Genomic DNA, 22,660 nt, shown 5'->3' on the forward strand with positions numbered 1-22,660 from the left:
TTGTTCATACCTTTCTTGCTAAATATCTACCGACTTTATTTATATATATTAACGATGCCTAGCATGAACGTTACCCAACTATATTTAAATTAAGCACAGTATATCATCTAAATCAACGGAGCAAAAATATTAACCCTATTATTAATCATTATGGAGGCGATAATCATGCAATTAGAAGAACTCTTAACTATCTCAGAAAGCGTACAACAATTACTTAATTTAATAGAGGTTTATAAATTTGGCATTGTCACCGAACATAAGAAAAAGGACCAATTTCAACAGGAATTACAACAATTTATTGAGCAAGAATATATCAAATTGAAAAACTCCCCCTTCCGTCATACTTCGCTTATCCACTATAATTACTATCATTTTCTAGAAGATTTCAAATTTCAGCCTATTGAAGAATTCACTGTAGGTAATACCATCAAACATATTTCAAACATTCAGCAAAGATTACTCAAGATACTACACTTTATCAAATTATACTTGTAACAAAATTTCATAATACATTAATTTTTAATCTTAAATTGTAATTTGATTACACATATTGTACAATGAAAACGATTACAGATTGGAGGTATAGATATGCCAGGTTTTTCAGTTTATTTAGGTGAGCCATTCAATAAATCTTATATTAAATCGATGGTCGACTTTGGATATGATAGTATCTTTACTTCGGTGCAAATACCTGAAGAAGATGAACAGTTAAAGTATCAAAAACTAAAAGAGCTGTTAGATTATCTAGACCATTATGAAATACGCTTCATTATCGATATTAATCCAGCATTACTAACTCAAACATTGTTCCAAATTTTACAACGCTATACAAATGCACATTTTATTGTAAGGATTGATCATAGTACCTCTGTTGCTACAGTAAATTCTATTATTAATGCAGGCTTTAAATGTTGTTTGAACGCGAGCACTATTACTACATCATTATTAACTCATCTTAAACAGACAGTGAGTGATTTTTCAAATATCATATATTGCCACAATTATTATCCTAGACCGGATACGGGACTTTCCGAATCATTTGTCACACAACAAAATATGCTAATTTTACGTTTTAATCCTGAAGCACAGATCTTTGGTTTCATATCCGGTAGTCAAAAGCGCGGTCCGATATTTAAAGGTTTATCAACTATAGAAACTTCACGTAATCATCATCCTATAGAAAGTGTAACAACACTAATTCAAGCAAAGACCACAGATTATTTAATTGGTGACCCTTATCTCGAGGAAACTATGGCACAACAACTCTATCAAGCAATTCAGCACAGAAATTTCATATTACATTTAAAATATTATGACAATCATACCCCTACAATACTTCAAGCATCACACACAGTTCGTATTGACAATCCCGAACATGTCATACGCTCACATGAGGCACGACATTATCTTAATGACACAATTCAACCAATGCATACAGTTGAACGACTTCCAGGGCATATCACACTAGATAATACATTAAACGGGCGTTATGAAGGCGAATTACAAATCATCAAAGAGCCGCTTCCAGAGCATCCACATATCAATGTGATCGCTAGAGTTATCACAGCAGATTTACCATTAATCTACTGTATGCGAGCAGGAGATTCATTTTCATTTAAAAATCAAGCAAAGGAGATGTAATAATGAAACAAAAATCGACCGAATCTCGAAATACGGCATCAATGCATTTAGATGAAATGTCTATCGTCGAAGCACTACAAACCATGAATGAAGAAGATAAAAAGGTCCCACAAGAAATAAGCAAAGTAATACCCCAACTTGCTGAAGTCATTGAAATCACTATAAATAGATTTAACAACGATGGCAGAATTATTTATTTAGGGGCTGGAACTAGTGGTAGATTAGGTGGGTTAGATGCAGCAGAGTGTGTACCCACGTTTAATACGACAAAAAATGATGTGATCGGACTTATCGCCGGTGGTCAACGCGCATTAACCGTAGCTGTTGAAGGTGCTGAAGATGATCCTGCACTTGCGAGAGAAGATTTGACTCATATCCATCTTTCAAACAAAGATGTCGTCATTGGGATTGCTGCAAGTGGTTCGACCCCATATGTCCAAGGCGGTATCAAATGTGCAAATGAAGTTGGTGCACATACGGTAGCAATTTCTTGTAATACTGACACACCGATTAGTAGCTTAGCTAAACAAGCAATAGAAGTAGATGTAGGGCCAGAAATACTTACTGGCTCTACAAGATTAAAGGCTGGGACTGCACAAAAATTAATCCTGAATATGATATCTACCATCACAATGGTAGGTGTTGGAAAAGTCTATGATAATTTAATGATTGATGTCAAAGCTACGAATAAGAAATTAATCGATCGTTCAATTCGCATCATTCAAGAAATTTGTGATATTTCATATGACCAGGCTAAAATTCGTTTCGAAGAATCCGGTCAGAATGTAAAAACTGCAGTCGTCATGCAACTCTGTAATGTAACTAAACAAGACGCCGAGCAAAAACTAGACGACAATCATGCTCTACTTAAACGTACAATACAACAATAGTATTTCTAACATTCAAGCATTCCAATTTCAAAGTACAACTAAACTGCTATTATCCTTATGTCAGGAGGCCTATATATGAACAAAGAACAAAAATTAGCACAACAAATTACTGATGCAGTTGGAACTATGGACAATATTGATAACATTATTAATTGTATGACTCGCGTTCGTATTCAAGTCATTGACGAACAAAAGGTAGACTATGCAAAACTTAAATCAATTGATGGTGTTATGGGTGTCGTTAAAGACGACCGTGTTCAAGTTGTTGTGGGACCCGGTACCGTTAATAAAGTCGCAGGTTACATGGCGCAAAGTAGTGGCGTCAAATTAGGTGAAACAATTCCACATGGAACAACGAATTTTAAGCAAGATGCAGAAGCAAAAGCCGCACAGAATAAATCAAATTATAAATCTAAACAAAAGCACGGTAAATTTAATAAGTTACTAAAGACTATTGCTAATATATTTATACCTCTGATTCCAGCATTTATAGGTGCTGGTTTAATTGGCGGTATTGCCGCTGTACTAAGTAACTTGCTTGCAGGTGGACAAATATCGGGAGCCTGGGTAACACAACTGGTGACTGTATTTAACGTCATAAAGGACGGTATGTTGGCTTACTTAGCAATCTTTACTGGTATTAATGCAGCTAAAGAATTTGGTGCAACACCAGGGCTTGGCGGTGTTATTGGTGGTACCACACTACTAACTGGTCTTACCGATAAAAATATGATTACTAACATCTTTACTGGCGAACCGCTTCAAGCTGGTCAAGGTGGTATCATTGGCGTTATATTTGCTGTTTGGCTTTTAAGTATCGTTGAAAAAAGACTTCATAAAATTGTCCCTAATGCAATTGATATCATTGTCACTCCAACAATCACTTTATTTATAATAGGTTTACTTACAATTTTTATCTTTATGCCTTTAGCAGGATTTATATCAGATGGTCTCGTTCATATCATCAATGGCATTATCGATATTGGTGGTGTATTTAGTGGCTTTATTATTGGTGCTTTCTTCTTACCTTTGGTAATGTTAGGATTACACCATATATTTACCCCTATTCATATTGAGATGATAAATCAAACGGGTGCAACTTACCTGTTACCAATTGCTGCAATGGCGGGTGCTGGTCAAGTTGGCGCAGCATTAGCTTTATGGGTTAGATGTCGCAAGAACACGACACTCCGCAATACTTTGAAAGGTGCCTTACCTGTTGGCTTCTTAGGTATTGGTGAACCATTAATTTATGGTGTAACCTTGCCTCTCGGCAAACCATTCTTCACGGCTTGTATTGGTGGTGGTATTGGTGGCGCAGTAATCGGAGGCATTGGACACATTGGTGCGACTGCAATTGGACCAAGTGGTATATCACTATTACCATTAATTTCAGATCATATGTATCTAGGATATATAGGAGGACTGCTCTCAGCTTATGCCGGTGGGTTTATTTTTACTTACTTATTCGGCACGACTAAAGCTATGAGAGAAACTGATAGTTTAGGTGATTTATAATGACGAATTTACTTTACAAAATTGATAAGCAGTATCCTGATTTTACAAAAAGTGAAAAGAAAATAGCTGATTTTATCTTAAATGCTCCACACAAAATTATTGATATGTCTGTACAAGACTTAGCATTAGCAATCGATACGAGTACAGCATCAATTGTACGATTTAGTAGGAAAGTTACAGGCAAAGGGTTCCAAGAATTAAAAATTGCACTATCACGTTATTTACCAGAAGATACGACAAATAATACGCACCTTGAACTTGTTGCAAATGAATCGGTTGATACACTTAAGTCAAAGATGTTATCACGTGCGACAGATACTATGAATTTCGTTGCAACGCATATTGATGCTAAAAGTATAGATGAAATTTGCCATGTGATAAAGCAAGCACGCAATATATTTATCTTCGGTTATGGTGCATCATTTGTTATAGCTACTGATTTGTATCAAAAATTATCACGTATCGGGCTTAATGTCCGATTAGTGCAAGAGACACATTTGTTTATAACAACACTTGCGACACACGATAATCAAGATTGTATTATTTTCATTACGAATCAAGGTAGTCATAGTGAATTACGTTCAATGGCTAGTGTCGCAAGTGATTATAATATTCCTATAATCACAATTTCTAGCACAGCGGATAATCCCATAGCACAAGTTTCAAACTACAAGTTAATTTACGGACAAACCGATGAGAATGAATTACGTATGGCAGCAACCACTTCACTGTTTGCACAATTATTTTCAGTTGATGTGTTATATTATCGTTACATTGCATTGAATTATGAGTCATCTCTTGATTCCATCACACAATCTAAAATGGCGCTCAATAATTATCGAAAGCATTTATCTTTAATAAAATTTAAACATTAACGTTTTCAAATCTTCAGCTACTTTAAAAAGCACCTAATGACAGGAAATCCTGAAATTAGGTGCTTTTTAGTTAATTAAGTTATAACAATGTTATTTTATATTTATTGCTTTACGTCATGTTTAAAGAAATCAAATATGTTGTTAGCATTGTCTGTATTATCAATATTACCTTTAAATCGATCACTACCTGGACCAAAGCCATACGTATTCACATCTTCACCAGTATGTCCATTTGTTGTCCAACCTGTATGTGATTTATCATTTATTGGTTTTTGAATTGCATCTTGTAATTTTTGGAATTGCGCTTCATATTCTTTATCTTCCTCATCATATTTCTTCAATGCTTCAGCTTCATCTTTAATCTTACTGATTTGAGAGTTAGAAACTTCAAAGCCATAGCCGTCATTAATTACCTTCTCTGGATCTTTACCTTCTGCTATTTCTTTAGTCATATATGAGCCAGAATGCTTCATTTGATGGATCGCTTTTGGATTCCAAACATAGTCTTTACCTTTAGCGATTGTCATACCACCAGTTGAGTGATCTGCTGTTGCAACAACTAATGTATCAGGATGTGATTTTGCATAATTCATCGCATAATCAAATGATTTCTCAAAACCACTCATCTCTGACATTACACCAGTAACATCATTTGGATGTCCTGATTTATCGATTGACGCCCCTTCTACCATCAAGAAGAAACCTTTGTCATTTGATTCTAATCGCTTAATTGCACTGTCTTCCATTTCAACTAGTTTAGGATTTTTTTCTGGCGCATCAATTTGTAATGGCATGTCATTGTCAGCAAACAAACCTAATACTTGTTTACTCGTTGAATTTTGTAGATCTGTTTTATTATCTACAACATCATAACCATCCTTTTTGAATTTATCTGTTAAATTACCATTTTTATCGCCAAAGTATTCTGCACCACCGCCTAGTAATACATCAACTTTATGTTTACCATTAATTTTGTCATTGTAAAATTGCTGTGCAATTTCATCTTTTTTATCTCTGTCATCAACGTGAGCTGCATATGCTGCAGGTGTTGCATCAGTGATTTCTGCAGTTGAAACTAGACCTGTTGACTTACCGTTTTCTTTTGCTTGTTCTAATACAGTTTTAACTTTTTGTTTATTTGCATCAACACCAATTGCTCCATTAAATGTTTTATGGCCAGAACTAAATGCCGTTGCACCTGCTGCTGAGTCTGTAACATTTTCCTTTGGATCATCTGGATTTGTACGTTGTGTACCTATTAAGTAGTTATCAAATGCTGTCTTGTCCATTTCTTTAGTTTCAGGATTATCTGCAAAGTATCTATAAGCACTATTATACGATGGTCCCATTCCATCACCTACTAAGAAAATAACATTCTTAGGGTTCTTTGTATTACCCATATATGATACATCGGCAGGTTGATCTGAACTATTTCCACCACTTGATGCGAAAGTTGATTGTGCATTTCCCAAGACAGAACCCATAACAATTGCACTAGTCACCGATACTGTTGCTAACTTATTATAGAATTTCATAATTAATAACTCCTTTAATATGTATTATCAAGCTTATACTGTAAGTGTAAGCAAAGAGTGTTGAGTTATTGTTTTTAAGATGTAAAATTTATGTAAATAAGTTGCATTATATATTCTTTTTCATTAATAACTCTCGCTTTTTATCTAAAAAGGATTATGTACCATATTCATAATTCTAATATAAAGCTGTCTATTAATAATGATGCATTAAAAAAACCTTACCAAGACGATACGCGCCTTGATAAGGTTTGATACATTAATATATTCACTTGTTTAATATACCTAACTTATAACGATCTCCATATAAGAAGATACACTTTTTTAATAAGTCAGATAATTTTATAATTGCTCGTTCTTACTTAACTTATGATAGCCTTTAATGAAATAGAATGCAGTCATTAATAATAAGAAAATAATACCGATTAATACAGATACGACTGTTTCTTTATTAAATAACATACCGATTAATACCATGATAAAGAATGCCATTGTTACATAGTTAGTGATTGCTCCACCTGGCATTTTAAAAGGATGCCCTTTCAATTCTTCAGGGTGATGCTTTCTGAATCTTAAGTGGCTAATCAAAATCATAAACCACGGTACCATACCTGGTAAGATAGACGCACTATAAACATAAACAAAAATACTATCTGCACCTTTAATGAATAGTGGCAAGATAACATTTAATAGCGCTCCAATTAAGATACCGATTGCAATCGCTGTTACTGTCCAGAAAGGAACACCATTTTTCATTACTTTAGTAAAGAATTTAGGTAACATGCCCTTTTGAGCTAAGTTTAAAGTCATACGGCTCGCACTAAAGATACCTGAGTTACAACCAGACATTGCTGCAGTTAATACTACAAAGTTAATTAATCCAGCAGCGAAAGTAATACCTACTTTAGCAAAAGTCGCAACGAATGGGCTTCCAATGTTGCCTAATTCATTCCATGGATAAACTGTAACAATTACGAAAATTGCTCCAATATAGAAAATTAATATACGCCAGATTACTCCGTTTACTGCGCTCTTAATATTCTTCTGTGGATCCTTTGTTTCACCTGCTGTAATACCAATCAATTCAACACCTTGATATGAACCAATTACGATTGATAAAGCAAAGAAGAATCCAACCCAACCATTTGGCATAAAGCCACCATGTGACCATAAATTAGATAAACCAATTGCTTCTCCACCGTTACCAAGTCCGAAGAAGATTAAGCCAAATCCTGCAACAATCATTAAGATAATTGTAACTACCTTAATCATCGCGAACCAAAATTCAAACTCACCAAACGCTTTAACAGAAACTAAGTTTGCTCCCATTAACAAGGCAACCACGATAACACCTGGAATCCATTGTGGTAAATCTGGGAACCAATAATTCATATATTCTCCGACGGCGATAACTTCACTCATACCGACGACTACCCATTGAAATATATTACTCCAAGCAGTCAAATAACCTGCCACTGGGTTTATGTAATCACTTGCAAAGTTGGCAAACGAACCTGATGTAGGATGTAAATAAACCATCTCACCCATTGCTCGCATAACTAAAAATAAAAAGATACCTGCTATTAAATAAGCAAATATTACAGAAGGTCCAGTCCATTTGATTGTACTTGTAGCTCCCATAAATAGACCTACACCTATGGTACCACCCAATGCGATCATCCGCATTTGACGCGCACCTAATCCCCTCTGAAGTTCATTATTATCATTCATCTCATTCAAACCCCATCTCTCTCAAATATAAGTATAATTAATCACTTATCATGTCGCTATTATACTATAAATTGGCAAAATTAAAATACCAAACTAAAACAATGTAAGCCCTTACATTTCCGTTTTTTAATTGTACGCGATTTTACTATAAATTGTAAAGCAAAATTTTTCTCCCTCTCCATCTTTTCTTCTATTCTCTACAAACCCCTCTTTCAAGGCTTATAAAGTAAAATTGTATTATTTGTGAAAAGTTTCACAAATATGTAGAGACATAGTATACTAGCTTTAAATCAAATGAAAGTGAGGACACAACCTTGAACGAAAAAAATGTGCAATGGGATAAAGTTTTTTATGGGAAAGTTTGGGTGAACCATGTCGTAGAAACAATTAAAACCAAAGATATACTTCAAAGTTTTTATTTCAAACGCTATTTGTTACGTGCGATTATGGCAGGTTTTATCTTAGGTACAATTATTGTTTTTGTATTATCACTGAAAGCCAACTTTGGAACTGAAATGTCACCTAGTATTTCTAATCTAATCGCGTCAACTGCATTTAGTTTTGCGCTCGTACTTATTCTTTTTACAAATTCTGAGTTATTAACGAGTAACTTTATGTATTTCACAGTTGGTTTATATTACAGAGTCATTGCCCCCACCCGTGTATTTAAAATATTCACCTTATGTTTTATTGGTAACACGGTTGGAGGCCTCATCCTCTTCTTACTGATGCGTGCTTCTGATGTCATGACACCTGATATGATGATACATCTCTATGCAATAATTGAACACAAGACACTAACAGCAAGTTGGTTTGCAATATTGATCAAGGGGATCTTTGCCAATTTCTTTATCAATATCTCTTTAGTTATTGCAATGCAAATAGATGACGTCTTAGCAAAAATGTTTGTAATGATGTTTGGTGTTTCGATATTTGCCTTTATGGGATACGAGCATGTCGTATATAATTCCGTACTATTTGCTGCAGGTTTTATCTATCAGAGTTCAATAATAGAAACGATTCCAGTTATAGTTAATGTAGTATGCGCTGCGATAGGCAACTACATTGGAGGTGGTTTAATCATTGGATTGTTCTATGCTTATCTAAATGATCATCATCAATTCGACAATTAATCGTTAAATTGTCATGAGTTCTTATTCAACCATATTATATGCTATACTTTTTGTAATCTTTCAAATAAAAAGGAGTACATTATGGCTTCAAACTCAATTAAACGAACGCTTAGTTACGCAGTCATTTTCGGCATTTTATTTTTTCTGTTAAATTATTTTAGTGATTCACATCACGCATTTATGTCAGTATTTTTAAAATCGCTCTTGGCTGCAGTCGTATTTGGTGTACTATATTTTGTATTATTTTCAATTGTTAATTCTCCAGAACGAAAATATAAATTCGGCATTACAATACCGATTGCCTTATTAATTGCGATTTTAGTGAGCGCCTTATTTTCAGCCATAAAAGTTGGTATTATTATAGGTATCATCATTGGTGTTCTTGCAGGATATCTTTGGGAATATATTGAAAAAAAGAAAGCGAGCAGTGATAAAAAGTGAGTCTTGTCTTAGGAATCATCATATTAATATTATTAATCGTCAGTTTAATTCCAAATTTAAAAGCTGTTAAAAAAAGTAAAGCTAATGGTGAAAAGAATCCACGCTTTGCAATTATGGTCGGTATAGATGCTATCTTACTCGTGTTAGTGATAGTTACTTTAATATTCCAATTTACTAAATAATATAACAAAAAGATGTTTACAGTATGAGTCATTAGCTAGACTTAAACTATAAACATCTTTTTTATTAAAGCTTATCTTGTAATAATAAAAAATATAAGACAGTTGCCCCAATTAAATAAAGCAATGTTACTATGATAAACGAACGTAAATGAATGGCAAATGGGATCTTACGATTGAATATCGGACCTAATATTAAGTTGCCAATTGCTAATACAAGTGGCCCTCCTAAGAAAAATAATAGTAAATATGCATTCATTATTATTTACTCCCATGCTGTTCAAAATAGTGTTCAATAATTTCATTCGCTGTAACATCTTTAGCAGTAAAATTCAGAGTGTGAAACGGCTGTTGTTCAGTCATACGGTTAGTATTAATTATAACATCTAAACCCGCATTAATTGCCGCTGTCGCACCATTAACCGAATCCTCTATTGCTAAACAATTAACTGGATTATAATTTAATTGTTGAACCGCTGTTAAATACAATTCTGGATTAGGCTTTACTTCGTCGACATCTTCACGTCCCACAATAATATCCATATATTGCTCTAATCCTAAACGTTTAAAGGTAGGTTCAATATCCTTTCTATAACTACTTGTAGCAATTGCCATTGGTATATGACGCTGTTTACAATATTTCATCAACGCTTCTACCTCTTTATTGATTGGCAAATTCACACTTGTTTCGTTATGTTCTTGATATATGGCTGACTTTTTTTCAAGTCCAAGTTGCGCTTCTAAATAGTTATGTAAATCTGTAGCGGCACCACCAATCGATTGACGATAATAGTCCACAGAAATAGGATCTAAACCATTACCTGTTAAATGATTATTAATAATTTGAAATAGATGTTGCTCAGTGTCAATGATTGTACCATCGAAATCAAATACGACTGCTCTATACATCACACATACCTCCTATTTAACTTTCATTATGTTATTTTAATCACTCAAGTCTGCTGCTGATTCTTTCAATGAAATTACTGCTATCTTAGCATATTTATCTAAAAAACGCGCTTAAACCATTTCGCAACAAATTACAACAACATCATAATATATGCATACATGGTTATACCTATCTAAAAAAGCCTATTACCCAGCAATTTAAGTTGGAGTAATAGGCTCGAGCACTCATATTTTTATTATCGTTTATGCCAATATTTCGCCAATATTGGACCAGTAATATTGTGTACTAAACTAAAGACTGCACCAGGCACAGCTGCTAATGGGCTAAAATGAACCGTAGCTAAGGAAACTGCTAAACCTGAATTTTGCATCCCTACTTCAATCGACACGGCCTTTTTATCTGCACGTTCAAGTTTAAATACTTTAGCTAAAGTATATCCCAAAGTATAACCTACAACGTTATGTAGAATAACAACTGCAAATATTAACAGACCTGTTTGTAAAATTTGTGACTTACTACCTCCAACAACCGATGCCAAAATCAATGAAATGGCTACAACCGAAACAATTGGAAGTGCAGTTGACGTCTTGGCAGCAAAGTTTTTGAATAGCTTTTGCAACACAAAACCAATAATTATTGGAATTAAGATAACTTGAATTACCGACCAAAACATACTCATAAATGATACTTGTAACCATTGATGTGCGAATAGATAAATTAAAGCTGGTGTCATAATCGGAGCAAGAATTGTCGATACACTTGTAATAGCTACCGATAATGCGACATTGGCATTCGCTAAATAACTCATTACGTTACTAGATGTGCCACCTGGACAACAACCTACTAATATAACGCCAATTGCTACTTCTGCAGGTAAATTAAATAATTTAGCAATGAGAAACGCAGTCGTTGGCATGATTGTAAACTGCAAAATCACACCAATAATAACCGATCTTGGTTGTTGAAAGACAATCTTAAAATCTTTCGGATCTATAGTTAAACCCATACCTAACATTACAATACCCAATAGATATGGGACAAAGCCGCTTATTGTAGCAAGTTGATTTGGGAATATGAACCCAATAATAGCTGCAATCAACATCCATACTAAGAATGTGTTTGTCGCGAATCTACTTACCTTTGATAACATTTTGAACACTTCCTCTATGTAGTAATAAAGAAAAATGTATCATACTTTCATAGTCTGAACAATATAATTTTCAAAATATTCTAATATTTGTTAATAGTGCTTAACACCCTTGTAATCAACTTTTATTGAACTTCGTTCTTAAGACCTAGTGAATATAACAAAAAAGAGTGGTACAATTTAATAGAAATTAAAACTGGTGAAAATTAAACTACAATTGAATATTATGTAATATATTCAGGTTCATTTTTATATAGATGTGGAGGTATTTTATGTTTTTAGATAAAACAGAAACATTTGTGTTGAATATTGGTGGACTTAATAAACGTAAGACACGAAAAGATTTAGCCAAAGTTTGTAAACAAATAAAGTTTTGTAATTCATTCAAGTTTTCAATTTTTAAGGAAAAGCATCTATATGCTTTAAAGATTAACTTACCAAAACAACAATTGCCTTATGTGATTAGCTTTTTAAGCTTCCATAATTTTGAGATATATCAAATTTTAGAATCTTCATACTCAGATAAATTAATTGATTCTGATCGTTTATTATTATCTTCTAAGCGCTTCGTGTTAACAATTGATGGGTTACGTGATGCTTTTATTAAAGATAAAATTATCGACATTATTAATATGATAAATAATACCGAAGACATCTCATACACTTTTAACAAAAATAACGTTAATGTAAATTGTTCTGCAGCAGTCTTTTCAAGATTAATTAATAAGATCGCAACTCATAATATAGATATTTTATGTGCTGTAGCACAGCAGCGTGTTGTCCATAAAGCACGTATATCTTAAATTGATTGTTAAAATTAAATCATTATTGCTTACCTCTCTAAATTTGATAGAGAGGATTTTTAAATTTTAGAACATTATTTATAACTAAGTTGAATATCGTTATAAATAACTTTGGATATATGCGACCTAGTCAGTGCTACGCTCGTGTGTTCTCTATGCTTTGTTTCAACATACAATGAGCGATGATAGTTATTAGTTCTTGCTAACTATCATCGCTCTTTCTGTTATATAGCTCTATACTATGATTTATCTATTTGCTCAAATTAATTATTCACAATATTTTCGAATGCTTCACGTACTTGAGGTACTGACATTCCAACAACAACTTGTACGTTTTTCCCACTTTTCACTAAGCCATGTGCCATTTGATTATGCGTAAAGTAATCACTATCTTCGACTTTATCTATATCTTCTACTGTTAATCTTAGACGTGTTGTACAGTTCGTTACGTCTTTAATATTTTCTTTACCGCCTAAACCTTCTAAGTAATACAACGCTTTTTCTTCATATTCGTTTCCTGCAACCGATTGTGAGCCTTTATCTTCATTTTTACTCTTATAATCTTTCTTGCTATACAATTTAATGTCATCAGACTCTTTTTTACGACCTGGTAAAGGTATATCGAATTTCAGAATTAAAAATCTGAATAGGACGAAGTAAATACCAGTAAACGCAAGCCCAATAATAATTTGAATAACATAAGTTAACCAATGGTTTTGTGCAAGTGGAATCCAGTTTGTTGCAAAGAAATCAATCAAACCTCCACCAAAGTTACCAACTAAACCAAATCCATACATTAAAGTATCCATAGTTGCAGATAAAATAGCATGTAGCACAAATAAGTATGGTGCAATAAATAAGAATGTAAATTCTAATGGTTCAGTAATACCTACAACTACAGCAGTTAATGTTGCTGGAATTAACAATGCTGCAATCTTTTTCTTATTTTCTTTAGGTGTCGTTGAATACATTGCTAACGCAATACCAATTGCACCAAAGACCTTACCATTCCCTTGAAGCATAAATCCATATGGGAATTGTTCTTTTAATGGTTTCGTGCTTCTAGCAAAGTCATTTACATGTTCAAACCATTCTGCTTTCAATCCATGATTCACTACGACTGGACCTACTTCAATAGGTGCATAAATAAAATGGTGTAACCCAGTAGGAATTAATACTCTTTCTAAGAAATGGTAGAGCCATACGCCTATATATCCTGAACCAATAATAAATCCTTGTAATGATGAAATACCATTTTGAACTGTTGGCCATACAATACAAGTGATTAATGCTACAGGTAACATAACAAAGAATGATATTGTAACAACAAAAGTCAATCCTTGGAATACACCTAGCATTTCTGGCAGCCTCTTACTGTAATATCTATTATGTATCCAGGTAATAATACTTGAAATGATAATACCACCTAGAATATTTGTATCTAATGTTTCAATACCTGCAATAGCTTTTAGACCAGTAACGTTTTCAACACCTTTTTCTAAGTTGGCACCAAATGTATGTGGCCATTGCGTTAAAATTGCATTTATAAATGTATTAAACATCAAATAACCCATTAATGCTGCAAGTGCTGCATGCCCAGGTGCTTTTTTAGCTAAAGAGAGTGGCAAACCTACTACGAAAACAATTTCCATGTGATTGAAAATAGTCCAACCACCCGCTTCAATCACGGACCAAATTTTAAACCATGTTGTTCCATCCTTAGCAATACTTCCCATAATAGCCGGATTTTTAAATAAAGTAGCAAAACCTAAGACTATACCAAAAAATGCAAACATCAATACAGGCACAATCATAGCACTACCAAATCGTTTTATTGCATTCATTTACATCCCTCCTACCGTCAAAATAAAATCTATTGTTACTTTTTATCTTGACTTGCATACCTTTCAATATTTAACTTTCTTACATCATATAGTAACCGCTTACATATAAACAATAGTTTGACGATAAATCGAATAATTTTATATAATCAGATTATATTTTCATAACACGAAAATATTTTCAAAAAATGGGGTGATACTATTTTTTTAGATGAACGTATAAATAGCAACTTTAATAAGTTGAATGACAATGATTTACATATCGCACAATATATTAATACTCATATCGAAGCATGTAAATCGATGAAGATTCAAGAATTAGCGCAAGCAACACATGCTTCCAATGCGACGATACATCGTTTTGCTAGAAAATTAGGCTTTGATGGGTATAGTGACTTTAAGTCTTACTTAAAATTCGAAAGTGAACAAACTCATGCATTAACGACAGACTCTATTGACAATTTCAAACAAGAAATTACAAATACCTTTAATTATTTAGATCGCATTGATTTTAAACTCGTAACTAATAAAATAAATCAAGCTGATACTATCTATCTCTACGGTACTGGATTAGCCCAAATGAATGTCGCACAAGAAGCGCAGCGTATCTTACTTACTGTGCATAAGAATATTATTGTTTTGCATGATCCCCATGAATTCAAGATGATTTTAAATAAAACAACGTCGAAAGACTTGTTCTTTATTATTTCATTATCTGGAGAATCTAAACAGTTAGAAGGTATTACGAATTTGCTACGTTTGCGTCATCATTACTTTATTTCTATTACAAATTTAAAAGATAACTCGTTAGCTCAAAAGGCAAATTATAATATTTACGTGTCTAGTAATACTTTTTTCCTTCAAGATGGCACTGATTATTCAAGTTTTATTAGTTATCATATCTTTTTCGAGACATTATTACGTAAATATAATGAGAGAATTGAAAATGGTGAATTACAGATTCAGATTTAAGCTAATCTAAAAATGGCATGCCAACCCAAGATTGAATGCGTCTTTCGGGTTGGTATTTTTTTAAAAGATTGTTTTGCTCGCTTTCCTAGGGGACAGCTTCAGCCTGTAGTCTTCAGCTTGTCCTGTTCCCTTAGGAGTCTCGCACACAATCTCATATACACTAAAAAACGATTTACTTATTTGTATTATGTCATAATACGCTTTTTTCTTTACTTATTTTCATTTTGTCATTCTTTTTTTATTACTTTGCTCGCTTTCCTAGGGGACGGCTTCAGCCTGTAGTCTTCAGCTTGTCCTGTTCCCTTAGGAGTCTCGCACACAATCTCATATACACTAAAAAACGATTTACTTATTTGTATTTATGTCATGATACTCTTTTTTCTTTTCTATAAAAAAGGTGATTTCTATTATTATTGCAATAGAAATCACCTTAATTTATTAGTCAGAGTTTTAAATCTCTAGACATCTTATTTAGAAAATGAGTAATGACTCTCCAATATATTTTAATAAAGCACTTTAACCTACTAAGATTAATTACATTTCTGCTTCAAAATCTTCTAATGCGATTTGTAACTTATCAAATAACATTTCAAAGCCATGGGCAGTAGAATCATGATACTCTTTTTTCTTTTGTTTATATTCTAATGTTGTAAATCTTCTTTCTCTTGGTACTACAGCATTATACGTAAATACCATTTGTGTGATGCCTGGTTCGCGTTCAAATATTTCTACTTCTATAGTATCTTCAGAATCACTCAGTTCAGGCATGCCTATTGTCATTACAATATATTCGTAAGGTGTTAATGTGATAAAGCTTCCTTGGACTATATTTTCCTTACCTTTTCTAACGTCGACAATTTTATACGTTCCATTCTGATTTGCATCAACCTGTATTGTTTTATTCGTTCGCTCAGATGTCATAAACCATTGCTTTAAAAAACGTTGATCTGTCCACGCTTGATATAATAATTCAGGCTCGACTTTAAATAATCGTTCAAGTTGTATCTCAACATTTTCATTTTCAATATTATATCTTGCCACGATTGTTCACCTACTTTCACTCTTAAGGATATTTTAACTCATTCTAGGTAAGTTCTAAACAATAATCCTTTTATTTCGATTAAGTTAAACAAATATAAATCTAAATATTTATTACACTTACTTAGTATTTCTATTTTCATTACATCTATTTACAGAATTTAAAGTTAGTAAATAACGTTATTGTTTATTATACATTAATTTAAAATATACAATTAAACATTAGCATGTGAATCTAACAATCTAGCTATGCTTTACGCTTTTTCTTATCTAATCTCGGTAATCTAAAGAAAATTGCTACTAAACCACAGACACCTAATAACGCCGGATAAATAGCGTATGGAACTAAATCAAATGGTGATATGGATGCAACGCCAGCAGCTGCTATAACTTGTGGACTATAAGGTAAAAGCCCTTGGAAACAACTAGCAAACATATCTAAAATACTTGCCGACTTTCGAGGATCGACATCGTATTCATCAGCGATGTCTTTAGCTAAAGGACCGGCCATAAGTATAGAAATCGTATTATTCGCTGTAGCAATATCTGCAGCACTTACCAATCCGGCAATACCCAGTTCTGCTCCACGTTTCGATTTAACTCTATTACGCACAAAATTTAATAACCACGTAATGCCTCCATTATGTTGAATCAACGCAACTAAACCACCAATTAACAATGCAATAATTGCAATATCTTCCATGCCGACAATACCTTTTGATATTGAACTTAATAGCCCTTTCCAGCCAAATGAATGATCAACCAATCCTATAATCGCAGATAGTAAAGTACCACCAATTAAGACAATGATTACATTAATTCCTACTAATGCCAGTATAAGTACCAATAAATATGGTATAACTTTAATTATATTATAATCATAATTTTTAGTCGCATCGATATGTGCACCATTTGTTAAAAACCATAGTGCAATAATAGTCAGTATTGCCCCAGGAAGTACTATTTTTATATTTACTTTAAATTTGTCACTCATTTTTGTCTTTTGTGTGCGTACTGCGGCAATTGTCGTATCAGAAATCATCGATAGATTATCACCAAACATCGCACCACCTACAACTGTAGCCATTGTAATCGCCGTTGATACATCTGTTGCTTGACTCAATCCGAAGCCTACAGGTGCGATTGCAGCAACTGTTCCTACAGATGTACCCATAGAAACAGACACAAACATACAAATAATAAATAAGCCTACTATGATTAAATTTTCTGGAATAATTGATAAACCTAGATTAACAGTGGATTTTACACCACCCATATCTTCCGTTGTTTGTGAAAAGGCACCAGCCAATAGGAAAATCAACATCATTAACACAATGTTAGAGTGTCCTGCACCTTTCGTGAATATTTCAACTTTCTGTTGAAACGATTCTTTTCTATTTTATAACAAGCCAATGATAGAGGCCACAATAATTGCAACGTTTAATGGCATTGTCGTGAAATCACCCGTCGCTATACCAACACCTAGAAACATCGCCACAAAGACGATTAAAGGAATCAATGCCCAAGCATTGCCTTTATACTGCTCTTTCATATTCAACCTACTTCCTTTGATATCAATTATGATTTAACGGTTTAATATCTTATAAAAATTAAAAACTCTTTTCATCCATTTGAAGAAAAGAGTTAATTTAAGCTCCTTATCTTCTAGCAATAGTTGCTACTGGATTTGGCACACGCTTTTACATGTTGCCGAAGTATCATAGGGCCAGTCCCTCCACTTCTCTTGATAAGTATGTTTTATTTTTTTACTACAAGAACTCTTGAATGTTAACGTCAAATACTGCTAAATATTAATATTTAATCTGAACTTTGTCAAACTTATTCCTTTAATAAACAACTACAGAGTAGACATTGATGATGTAACATGTGCATTACTATTCTGTTGGACGTTCAATGATAAAAGATTGTCCAAGATTCGCATAATTATTTCCAGCTAACCGACTCACAGCTCCTAATGCTTTAGAATCAATCTTATGCGGTTCTATATAAACTGTATCATCAATATGAAACATCACAACTTCTCCAATAATTAAATCAGATCCCTCTTGTTTATCACCTAAGGGAATAATTCTATCCAATTTACACTCTAAGCGTATCTTAGCTTGTTCAATCCCAGGTACAGATACGATATCAGAATCAACGCATGTTAAGTCTGTTCGTTCTAATTCATTCAATGACCTTGCAATTGGAGCTGCTGTACGATTAATTTGTTCTACAGTAGCTTCATCTGTTATATGCACAACAAATGCTTCAGTTGCTTCGATATTTAAGGAAGTATCCTTCCTTTTGCCTGCCGTTCGAGTTGTTGATAGCATAATCATCGGTGGCGCACTATTGACCACATTAAAGAAACTAAAAGGGGCTGCATTGAGCATGCCCTTGTCATCTTGTGATGTTACAAATGCAATGGGTCTTGGGATAACACTACCACTCAATAACTTATAGTTTTGTTGCTTTGTTAACTTTGCTGCTTCGAATTTTTTCATTTGTTCTACTCCTCATAAATAAAAAGTTAGAAAATCAACTTCCAGATTTTCTAACTTTTTGTTGTTTAATCTATTTGGGTTCCGCCTGTAACACCATACACTTGACCAGTTGTATAGCTAGATTCTTCAGCTGCGAGATGGACATATACACCTGCTAACTCAACAGGTTGACCTGCACGTCCAAGTACTGACTTTTGACCAAAGGTCGGTATCTTCGATTGAGGTTGTCCTCCTGAGATTTGTAACGGTGACCAGAATGGACCAGGTGCAACACAATTAACACGTATACCTTGTTCACCTAATTCTTCAGATAAACTTTTGGTCAATGAAATGATTGCCGCTTTGGTTGCAGCATAATCATGCAATATTGGACTTGGATTATAACCTTGAACAGAAGATGTCAATGTAATCGTTGCTCCGGGTTTTAAATAATCTATCGCCTTTTGTACTGTCCAAAATATAGGATAAACATTCGTTTCAAAGGTTTCTGTAAAGGAAGCTGTATCAAAGCCTTTGATACTTTCTCGATATTGCTGATGACCAGCGACTAACGTCACATTGTCCAATCCACCTAATTCTTGATGTGCCTGTGCAACCAAGTCATAGTTAAATTGTTCATTTCGAATATCACCCGGTATAAGCACTGCTTTACTGCCAGCAGCTTCAATTACCTGTTTCACTTCTTCAGCATCGACTTGTTCATCAGGGAGGTAATTAATTGCAACATCGGCACCTTCTTTTGCATACGCAATTGCAGCAGCACGACCTATTGCAGAATCACCACCAGTTACTAACATTTTATAACCTTCTAATCTATGATGGCCTGTATATGATGATTCTCCACAATCTGGTTGAGGATCTAATTGTTGTTGTAGTCCAGGAACAGGTTGTTCTTGCTTTGGAAAATCTTTGTTTGAAAATTTCTTTCTAGGATCTTGAGCAGACATAAGTAAACACTCCTTAATACATTTTACTTATATATTCAATACCCAATATGTTTCTGATTAATACAAAATAGCACTAATTATAATTAAACTTCATTTAATAGCTTTTGTACAAAAGTAACAAAATAATCTGGTACCTTTTCTAAAATACGCTCATCCGGATCATACTTCGGATGATGTAAATCATATTCACTGTTTGAGCCAATAAAGACAAATACGCTTGGGTATTGTTGAGAGAATCCAGAAAAATCCTCGCCAATTGTTAACGGTTCGTCCATAATACTTACGTTGTAACCTACTTCTTTTGCAACGGTAATGGCGTCATTTGTCAATTTTTCATCATTAACGACAGCACCAGGGAGACGGTGGTAGATTGTTTCTATTTCAACATTAAAGGCTTTGGCTAATCCATCGCCAATTGCTTTTAATCGTTGTTCAATTTCATTTCTTTTATCTTCGTCAAAGCTTCTTACCGTACCTTGTACATAGGCATGATCAGCAATAACATTCCAAGTATTACCGCTTGAAACCTCACCAATTGTTACGACAGCATTGTCAAATGCTGACATATTACGACTGACAATAGATTGTACACTATTTATCAATTGACCTAATACAATGACAGGATCATTCCCTTGTTCAGGTTTTGCTGCATGTGCACCTGTTCCCTTTATCTTATATTCAAAACGATCCACTGATGATGTGATAACACCCGATTTCACTGCAAACTCGCCAATATCTAATGTAGGATAGTTATGATAACCTAATACTGCTTTAGCACCATCAATCGCTTTGGTATCTGTAATATAAAACGCTCCATAACCTAATTCTTCTGCTGGTTGGAAAATAAATCTTACTCTTCCATTTAAATCTGACTCTACTTCCTTCAAACGAGTTGCTACGGCCAAGATACTTGCCATATGTATATCATGACCACATGCATGCATTACGCCTTCATTTGTAGAAGCAAATTCATTCTCTACTTGTTCATTAATTGGTAAAGCATCAATGTCTGTTCTTACTGCTACAAATGAATCTCCTTGACCGATTTCCGCGACTAAACCCGTTTCTAATGGTAAATCTAAAATTGTTATATCATATGATTCTAATATACGACGCAACCTTTTCGTCGTTTCATATTCATACTCTGATAATTCAGGATACTGATGAAACGTTCTTCTCCAATTTATATAATCTTCATATTGTGGCATGTTATGTCACGTCCTTTCTTTATTTATTACATTTTTTATTAAATAGTAACAAAGCGTTACTACAATTACTCCCATTGCCAAATTGTTCGTAACTAAAATAATACATATTGTTAAGCAAACTGTGCTTCCATGCAACACTGGCGCTTGCTTTATATATGCAATCGTTCTTCTATCAAATGTGCTAAATGCAATGGTTATCAGTACAGTTGCTAATACTGCCATAGGGATTTGAATCAATAATGACCCAAACAGATAGATACTGAGCAATAAAAAGCTTCCAGTAATTAATGAAGACACTCTAGAACTGCCACCCATAGCAATATTGAATCGCGATTGACCTACAAGTGCACTTCCACCATATCCACCTAAGAAACTCGTGATAATATTGGCAATCCCTTGACCTATAGATTCCTTGCTCACATCACTTTCAACTTTCGTAAGTTGATCTAACACTTGCTCGGTAAGTGCGTTTTGAATTGTTGCAACTATAGCCATCGCAATACCATAAATCAATGCAGTCAACCATAATTGGCGATTCATTATATGATCACACATAACAAATAAATTGAAATCGAGTTGAACCATAGAGATATCTTTCACTAATTCACTATTTAATTGGAATAGCCAAGTAACGATAGACATTACCACTATCGTTATCAAAGGGGATGGAATTTGATTTGTAATTTTGGGTAACACCCAAATCATCACAAACGAAACAACTACGATACCATATGTCGTTATTGTAGATGGAAAAATATGCTCTAATTGAGATGATAATAATATTATACCTAACGCATTCATAAAGCCAATTACAACACCTTGAGGTACGATATCAATAAGCCGATTCATTCGACATAAACCAAATATAATTTGAGTTAGTCCCATGATAAACGTTGCCATAATTAGACCGACTAATCCGGAATCCGAAACCAAAGGGGCAACTATCAGTGAAACACCACTGCTTGGAGCTGATATCATTAATGAACGATCGCCGACAATACTTATGACAATCATAATAATACCTGTACTCATTAATCCAATAGAAGGACTCACACCAGCAATAAATGAAAAAGCAATTGCACCAGGTATTAATGACAATGCTAATAGTATACCAACCAATACATTATGCTTTAAATTATGCGTTCATTGTGTGAGATAAGTATTTTTTTCCATACGTTGCGCACCTCCTATCCCCCTTGCATCCATATTATCATAATTGTCAAAATATTTAATAAACTCTGATTTGTAATTTTTTACCGTTACATTAATGATGTATTAAATATTTTAAAAATCTCAAAAAACAAAAAATGGGACGTGAATCTATTAATCTTACAAACAGATTTCGTC

At 33.8% G+C, this 22,660-nt stretch carries 21 protein-coding genes, 1 pseudogene and 1 riboswitch; of the genes and pseudogenes, 10 read left to right on the forward strand and 12 right to left on the reverse strand.

The annotated features are described in order from the left end of the window. Window positions 1–165 precede the first annotated feature (165 nt). From ACF91D_RS16375 to ACF91D_RS16395, 5 genes are all read left to right on the forward strand, one after another. Window positions 166–495: a hypothetical protein gene (locus tag ACF91D_RS16375; RefSeq protein WP_042739145.1), complete on the forward strand. Its 330-nt coding sequence runs from the start codon at window positions 166–168 to the stop codon at window positions 493–495. Window positions 496–588: 93 nt separating this feature from the next. Next, complete coding sequence (locus ACF91D_RS16380; RefSeq protein ID WP_107527666.1) at window positions 589–1,641, forward strand: MupG family TIM beta-alpha barrel fold protein; 1,053 nt, start codon at window positions 589–591, stop codon at window positions 1,639–1,641. A 2-nt stretch (window positions 1,642–1,643) separates the two neighbouring features. After that, window positions 1,644–2,531, forward strand: a complete 888-nt coding sequence (gene murQ / locus ACF91D_RS16385) for an N-acetylmuramic acid 6-phosphate etherase (protein ID WP_392437386.1) — start codon at window positions 1,644–1,646, stop codon at window positions 2,529–2,531. Window positions 2,532–2,606: 75 nt separating this feature from the next. Continuing rightward, entirely contained in the window at window positions 2,607–4,049 is a 1,443-nt protein-coding gene (locus ACF91D_RS16390; protein ID WP_107512355.1) for a PTS transporter subunit EIIC, read from the forward strand. Then, a complete protein-coding gene (locus tag ACF91D_RS16395; RefSeq protein WP_042739363.1) occupies window positions 4,049–4,924 on the forward strand; it encodes a MurR/RpiR family transcriptional regulator in 876 nt (291 codons plus the stop codon). Before ACF91D_RS16390 ends, ACF91D_RS16395 begins: the two co-directional genes overlap by 1 nt. Window positions 4,925–5,025: 101 nt before the next feature. Here ACF91D_RS16395 and ACF91D_RS16400 read toward each other — a convergent pair whose 3' ends face one another. Beyond that, on the reverse strand, window positions 5,026–6,459 hold the full coding sequence (locus tag ACF91D_RS16400) for an alkaline phosphatase (protein WP_107527664.1): 1,434 nt from the start codon (window positions 6,457–6,459) through the stop codon (window positions 5,026–5,028). A gap of 339 nt (window positions 6,460–6,798) precedes the next feature. Next, on the reverse strand, window positions 6,799–8,187 hold the full coding sequence (locus ACF91D_RS16405) for an amino acid permease (protein ID WP_107527837.1): 1,389 nt from the start codon (window positions 8,185–8,187) through the stop codon (window positions 6,799–6,801). A 314-nt stretch (window positions 8,188–8,501) separates the two neighbouring features. Here ACF91D_RS16405 and ACF91D_RS16410 point away from each other — a divergent pair, with 314 nt between their 5' ends. From ACF91D_RS16410 to ACF91D_RS16420, 3 genes are all read left to right on the forward strand, one after another. Continuing rightward, the gene (locus ACF91D_RS16410; RefSeq protein ID WP_392437389.1) at window positions 8,502–9,320 is read left to right on the forward strand and encodes a formate/nitrite transporter family protein; all 819 of its coding nucleotides are present in this window, start codon (window positions 8,502–8,504) and stop codon (window positions 9,318–9,320) included. A gap of 81 nt (window positions 9,321–9,401) precedes the next feature. Next, entirely contained in the window at window positions 9,402–9,761 is a 360-nt protein-coding gene (locus ACF91D_RS16415) for a hypothetical protein (protein ID WP_107527835.1), read from the forward strand. Next, window positions 9,758–9,943 carry a hypothetical protein gene (locus ACF91D_RS16420; RefSeq protein ID WP_042739358.1) on the forward strand — a complete coding sequence of 62 codons (186 nt, stop codon included), beginning with the start codon at window positions 9,758–9,760 and terminating at the stop codon, window positions 9,941–9,943. Before ACF91D_RS16415 ends, ACF91D_RS16420 begins: the two co-directional genes overlap by 4 nt. A 64-nt stretch (window positions 9,944–10,007) precedes the next feature. Here ACF91D_RS16420 and ACF91D_RS16425 read toward each other — a convergent pair whose 3' ends face one another. The 3 genes from ACF91D_RS16425 to ACF91D_RS16435 all read right to left on the reverse strand — a co-directional run bounded on the left by ACF91D_RS16425 (window position 10,008) and on the right by ACF91D_RS16435 (window position 12,000). Further along, window positions 10,008–10,199, reverse strand: a complete 192-nt coding sequence (locus tag ACF91D_RS16425; protein ID WP_107527834.1) for a hypothetical protein — start codon at window positions 10,197–10,199, stop codon at window positions 10,008–10,010. 2 nt (window positions 10,200–10,201) lie between these two features. Next, on the reverse strand, window positions 10,202–10,849 hold the full coding sequence (locus ACF91D_RS16430; RefSeq protein WP_107527833.1) for an HAD family hydrolase: 648 nt from the start codon (window positions 10,847–10,849) through the stop codon (window positions 10,202–10,204). Between the two features lie 236 nt (window positions 10,850–11,085). Next, entirely contained in the window at window positions 11,086–12,000 is a 915-nt protein-coding gene (locus ACF91D_RS16435) for a bile acid:sodium symporter family protein (RefSeq protein ID WP_107512350.1), read from the reverse strand. A gap of 269 nt (window positions 12,001–12,269) precedes the next feature. Between ACF91D_RS16435 and ACF91D_RS16440 the strand changes: the two genes are divergently transcribed. After that, window positions 12,270–12,800: a hypothetical protein gene (locus ACF91D_RS16440; RefSeq protein ID WP_107589299.1), complete on the forward strand. Its 531-nt coding sequence runs from the start codon at window positions 12,270–12,272 to the stop codon at window positions 12,798–12,800. A 263-nt stretch (window positions 12,801–13,063) separates the two neighbouring features. Here ACF91D_RS16440 and ACF91D_RS16445 read toward each other — a convergent pair whose 3' ends face one another. Further along, entirely contained in the window at window positions 13,064–14,644 is a 1,581-nt protein-coding gene (locus ACF91D_RS16445) for an alpha-glucoside-specific PTS transporter subunit IIBC (RefSeq protein ID WP_107527942.1), read from the reverse strand. Between the two features lie 198 nt (window positions 14,645–14,842). On the opposite strand from ACF91D_RS16445, the gene ACF91D_RS16450 reads away from it, so the two are divergent. After that, window positions 14,843–15,613 (forward strand): MurR/RpiR family transcriptional regulator, encoded by a 771-nt coding sequence (locus tag ACF91D_RS16450; protein ID WP_042739352.1) that lies wholly within the window; start codon window positions 14,843–14,845, stop codon window positions 15,611–15,613. Window positions 15,614–16,147: 534 nt separating this feature from the next. Here the strand turns inward: ACF91D_RS16450 and ACF91D_RS16455 are convergent. From ACF91D_RS16455 to ACF91D_RS16480, 6 genes and pseudogenes are all read right to left on the reverse strand, one after another. Then, on the reverse strand, window positions 16,148–16,654 hold the full coding sequence (locus ACF91D_RS16455; protein WP_042739351.1) for an SRPBCC family protein: 507 nt from the start codon (window positions 16,652–16,654) through the stop codon (window positions 16,148–16,150). A 244-nt stretch (window positions 16,655–16,898) separates the two neighbouring features. Next, window positions 16,899–18,203 (reverse strand): annotated as a pseudogene (locus ACF91D_RS16460) (Na+/H+ antiporter NhaC family protein). 103 nt (window positions 18,204–18,306) lie between these two features. Continuing rightward, a riboswitch (SAM riboswitch) is annotated at window positions 18,307–18,405 on the reverse strand. 141 nt (window positions 18,406–18,546) lie between these two features. Then, a complete protein-coding gene (locus ACF91D_RS16465; RefSeq protein WP_107527588.1) occupies window positions 18,547–19,158 on the reverse strand; it encodes a flavin reductase family protein in 612 nt (203 codons plus the stop codon). A gap of 65 nt (window positions 19,159–19,223) precedes the next feature. Further along, window positions 19,224–20,105 carry an SDR family oxidoreductase gene (locus tag ACF91D_RS16470; RefSeq protein WP_042739348.1) on the reverse strand — a complete coding sequence of 294 codons (882 nt, stop codon included), beginning with the start codon at window positions 20,103–20,105 and terminating at the stop codon, window positions 19,224–19,226. 83 nt (window positions 20,106–20,188) lie between these two features. Then, window positions 20,189–21,313: an amidohydrolase gene (locus ACF91D_RS16475; RefSeq protein WP_042739347.1), complete on the reverse strand. Its 1,125-nt coding sequence runs from the start codon at window positions 21,311–21,313 to the stop codon at window positions 20,189–20,191. A 6-nt stretch (window positions 21,314–21,319) separates the two neighbouring features. Next, the gene (locus tag ACF91D_RS16480) at window positions 21,320–22,432 is read right to left on the reverse strand and encodes a SulP family inorganic anion transporter (RefSeq protein WP_107527587.1); all 1,113 of its coding nucleotides are present in this window, start codon (window positions 22,430–22,432) and stop codon (window positions 21,320–21,322) included. Between the last annotated feature and the right edge of the window lie 228 nt (window positions 22,433–22,660).

It is taken from the genome of Staphylococcus sp. 231237_7MaSpsaltlick (assembly GCF_043107035.1).

What these genes read in the sequence shown, in the direction of transcription:
- ACF91D_RS16445 (WP_107527942.1), bottom strand. Translation starts at nt 14,644, where the DNA reads ATGAATGCAATAAAACGATTTGGTAGTGCTATGATTGTGCCTGTATTG.
- ACF91D_RS16380 (WP_107527666.1), top strand. Translation starts at nt 589, where the DNA reads ATGCCAGGTTTTTCAGTTTATTTAGGTGAGCCATTCAATAAATCTTAT.
- ACF91D_RS16400 (WP_107527664.1), bottom strand. Translation starts at nt 6,459, where the DNA reads ATGAAATTCTATAATAAGTTAGCAACAGTATCGGTGACTAGTGCAATT.
- ACF91D_RS16475 (WP_042739347.1), bottom strand. Translation starts at nt 21,313, where the DNA reads ATGCCACAATATGAAGATTATATAAATTGGAGAAGAACGTTTCATCAG.
- murQ (WP_392437386.1), top strand. Translation starts at nt 1,644, where the DNA reads ATGAAACAAAAATCGACCGAATCTCGAAATACGGCATCAATGCATTTA.
- ACF91D_RS16440 (WP_107589299.1), top strand. Translation starts at nt 12,270, where the DNA reads ATGTTTTTAGATAAAACAGAAACATTTGTGTTGAATATTGGTGGACTT.
- ACF91D_RS16390 (WP_107512355.1), top strand. Translation starts at nt 2,607, where the DNA reads ATGAACAAAGAACAAAAATTAGCACAACAAATTACTGATGCAGTTGGA.
- ACF91D_RS16375 (WP_042739145.1), top strand. Translation starts at nt 166, where the DNA reads ATGCAATTAGAAGAACTCTTAACTATCTCAGAAAGCGTACAACAATTA.
- ACF91D_RS16465 (WP_107527588.1), bottom strand. Translation starts at nt 19,158, where the DNA reads ATGAAAAAATTCGAAGCAGCAAAGTTAACAAAGCAACAAAACTATAAG.
- ACF91D_RS16470 (WP_042739348.1), bottom strand. Translation starts at nt 20,105, where the DNA reads ATGTCTGCTCAAGATCCTAGAAAGAAATTTTCAAACAAAGATTTTCCA.
- ACF91D_RS16415 (WP_107527835.1), top strand. Translation starts at nt 9,402, where the DNA reads ATGGCTTCAAACTCAATTAAACGAACGCTTAGTTACGCAGTCATTTTC.
- ACF91D_RS16425 (WP_107527834.1), bottom strand. Translation starts at nt 10,199, where the DNA reads ATGAATGCATATTTACTATTATTTTTCTTAGGAGGGCCACTTGTATTA.
- ACF91D_RS16405 (WP_107527837.1), bottom strand. Translation starts at nt 8,187, where the DNA reads ATGAATGATAATAATGAACTTCAGAGGGGATTAGGTGCGCGTCAAATG.
- ACF91D_RS16395 (WP_042739363.1), top strand. Translation starts at nt 4,049, where the DNA reads ATGACGAATTTACTTTACAAAATTGATAAGCAGTATCCTGATTTTACA.
- ACF91D_RS16435 (WP_107512350.1), bottom strand. Translation starts at nt 12,000, where the DNA reads ATGTTATCAAAGGTAAGTAGATTCGCGACAAACACATTCTTAGTATGG.
- ACF91D_RS16430 (WP_107527833.1), bottom strand. Translation starts at nt 10,849, where the DNA reads ATGTATAGAGCAGTCGTATTTGATTTCGATGGTACAATCATTGACACT.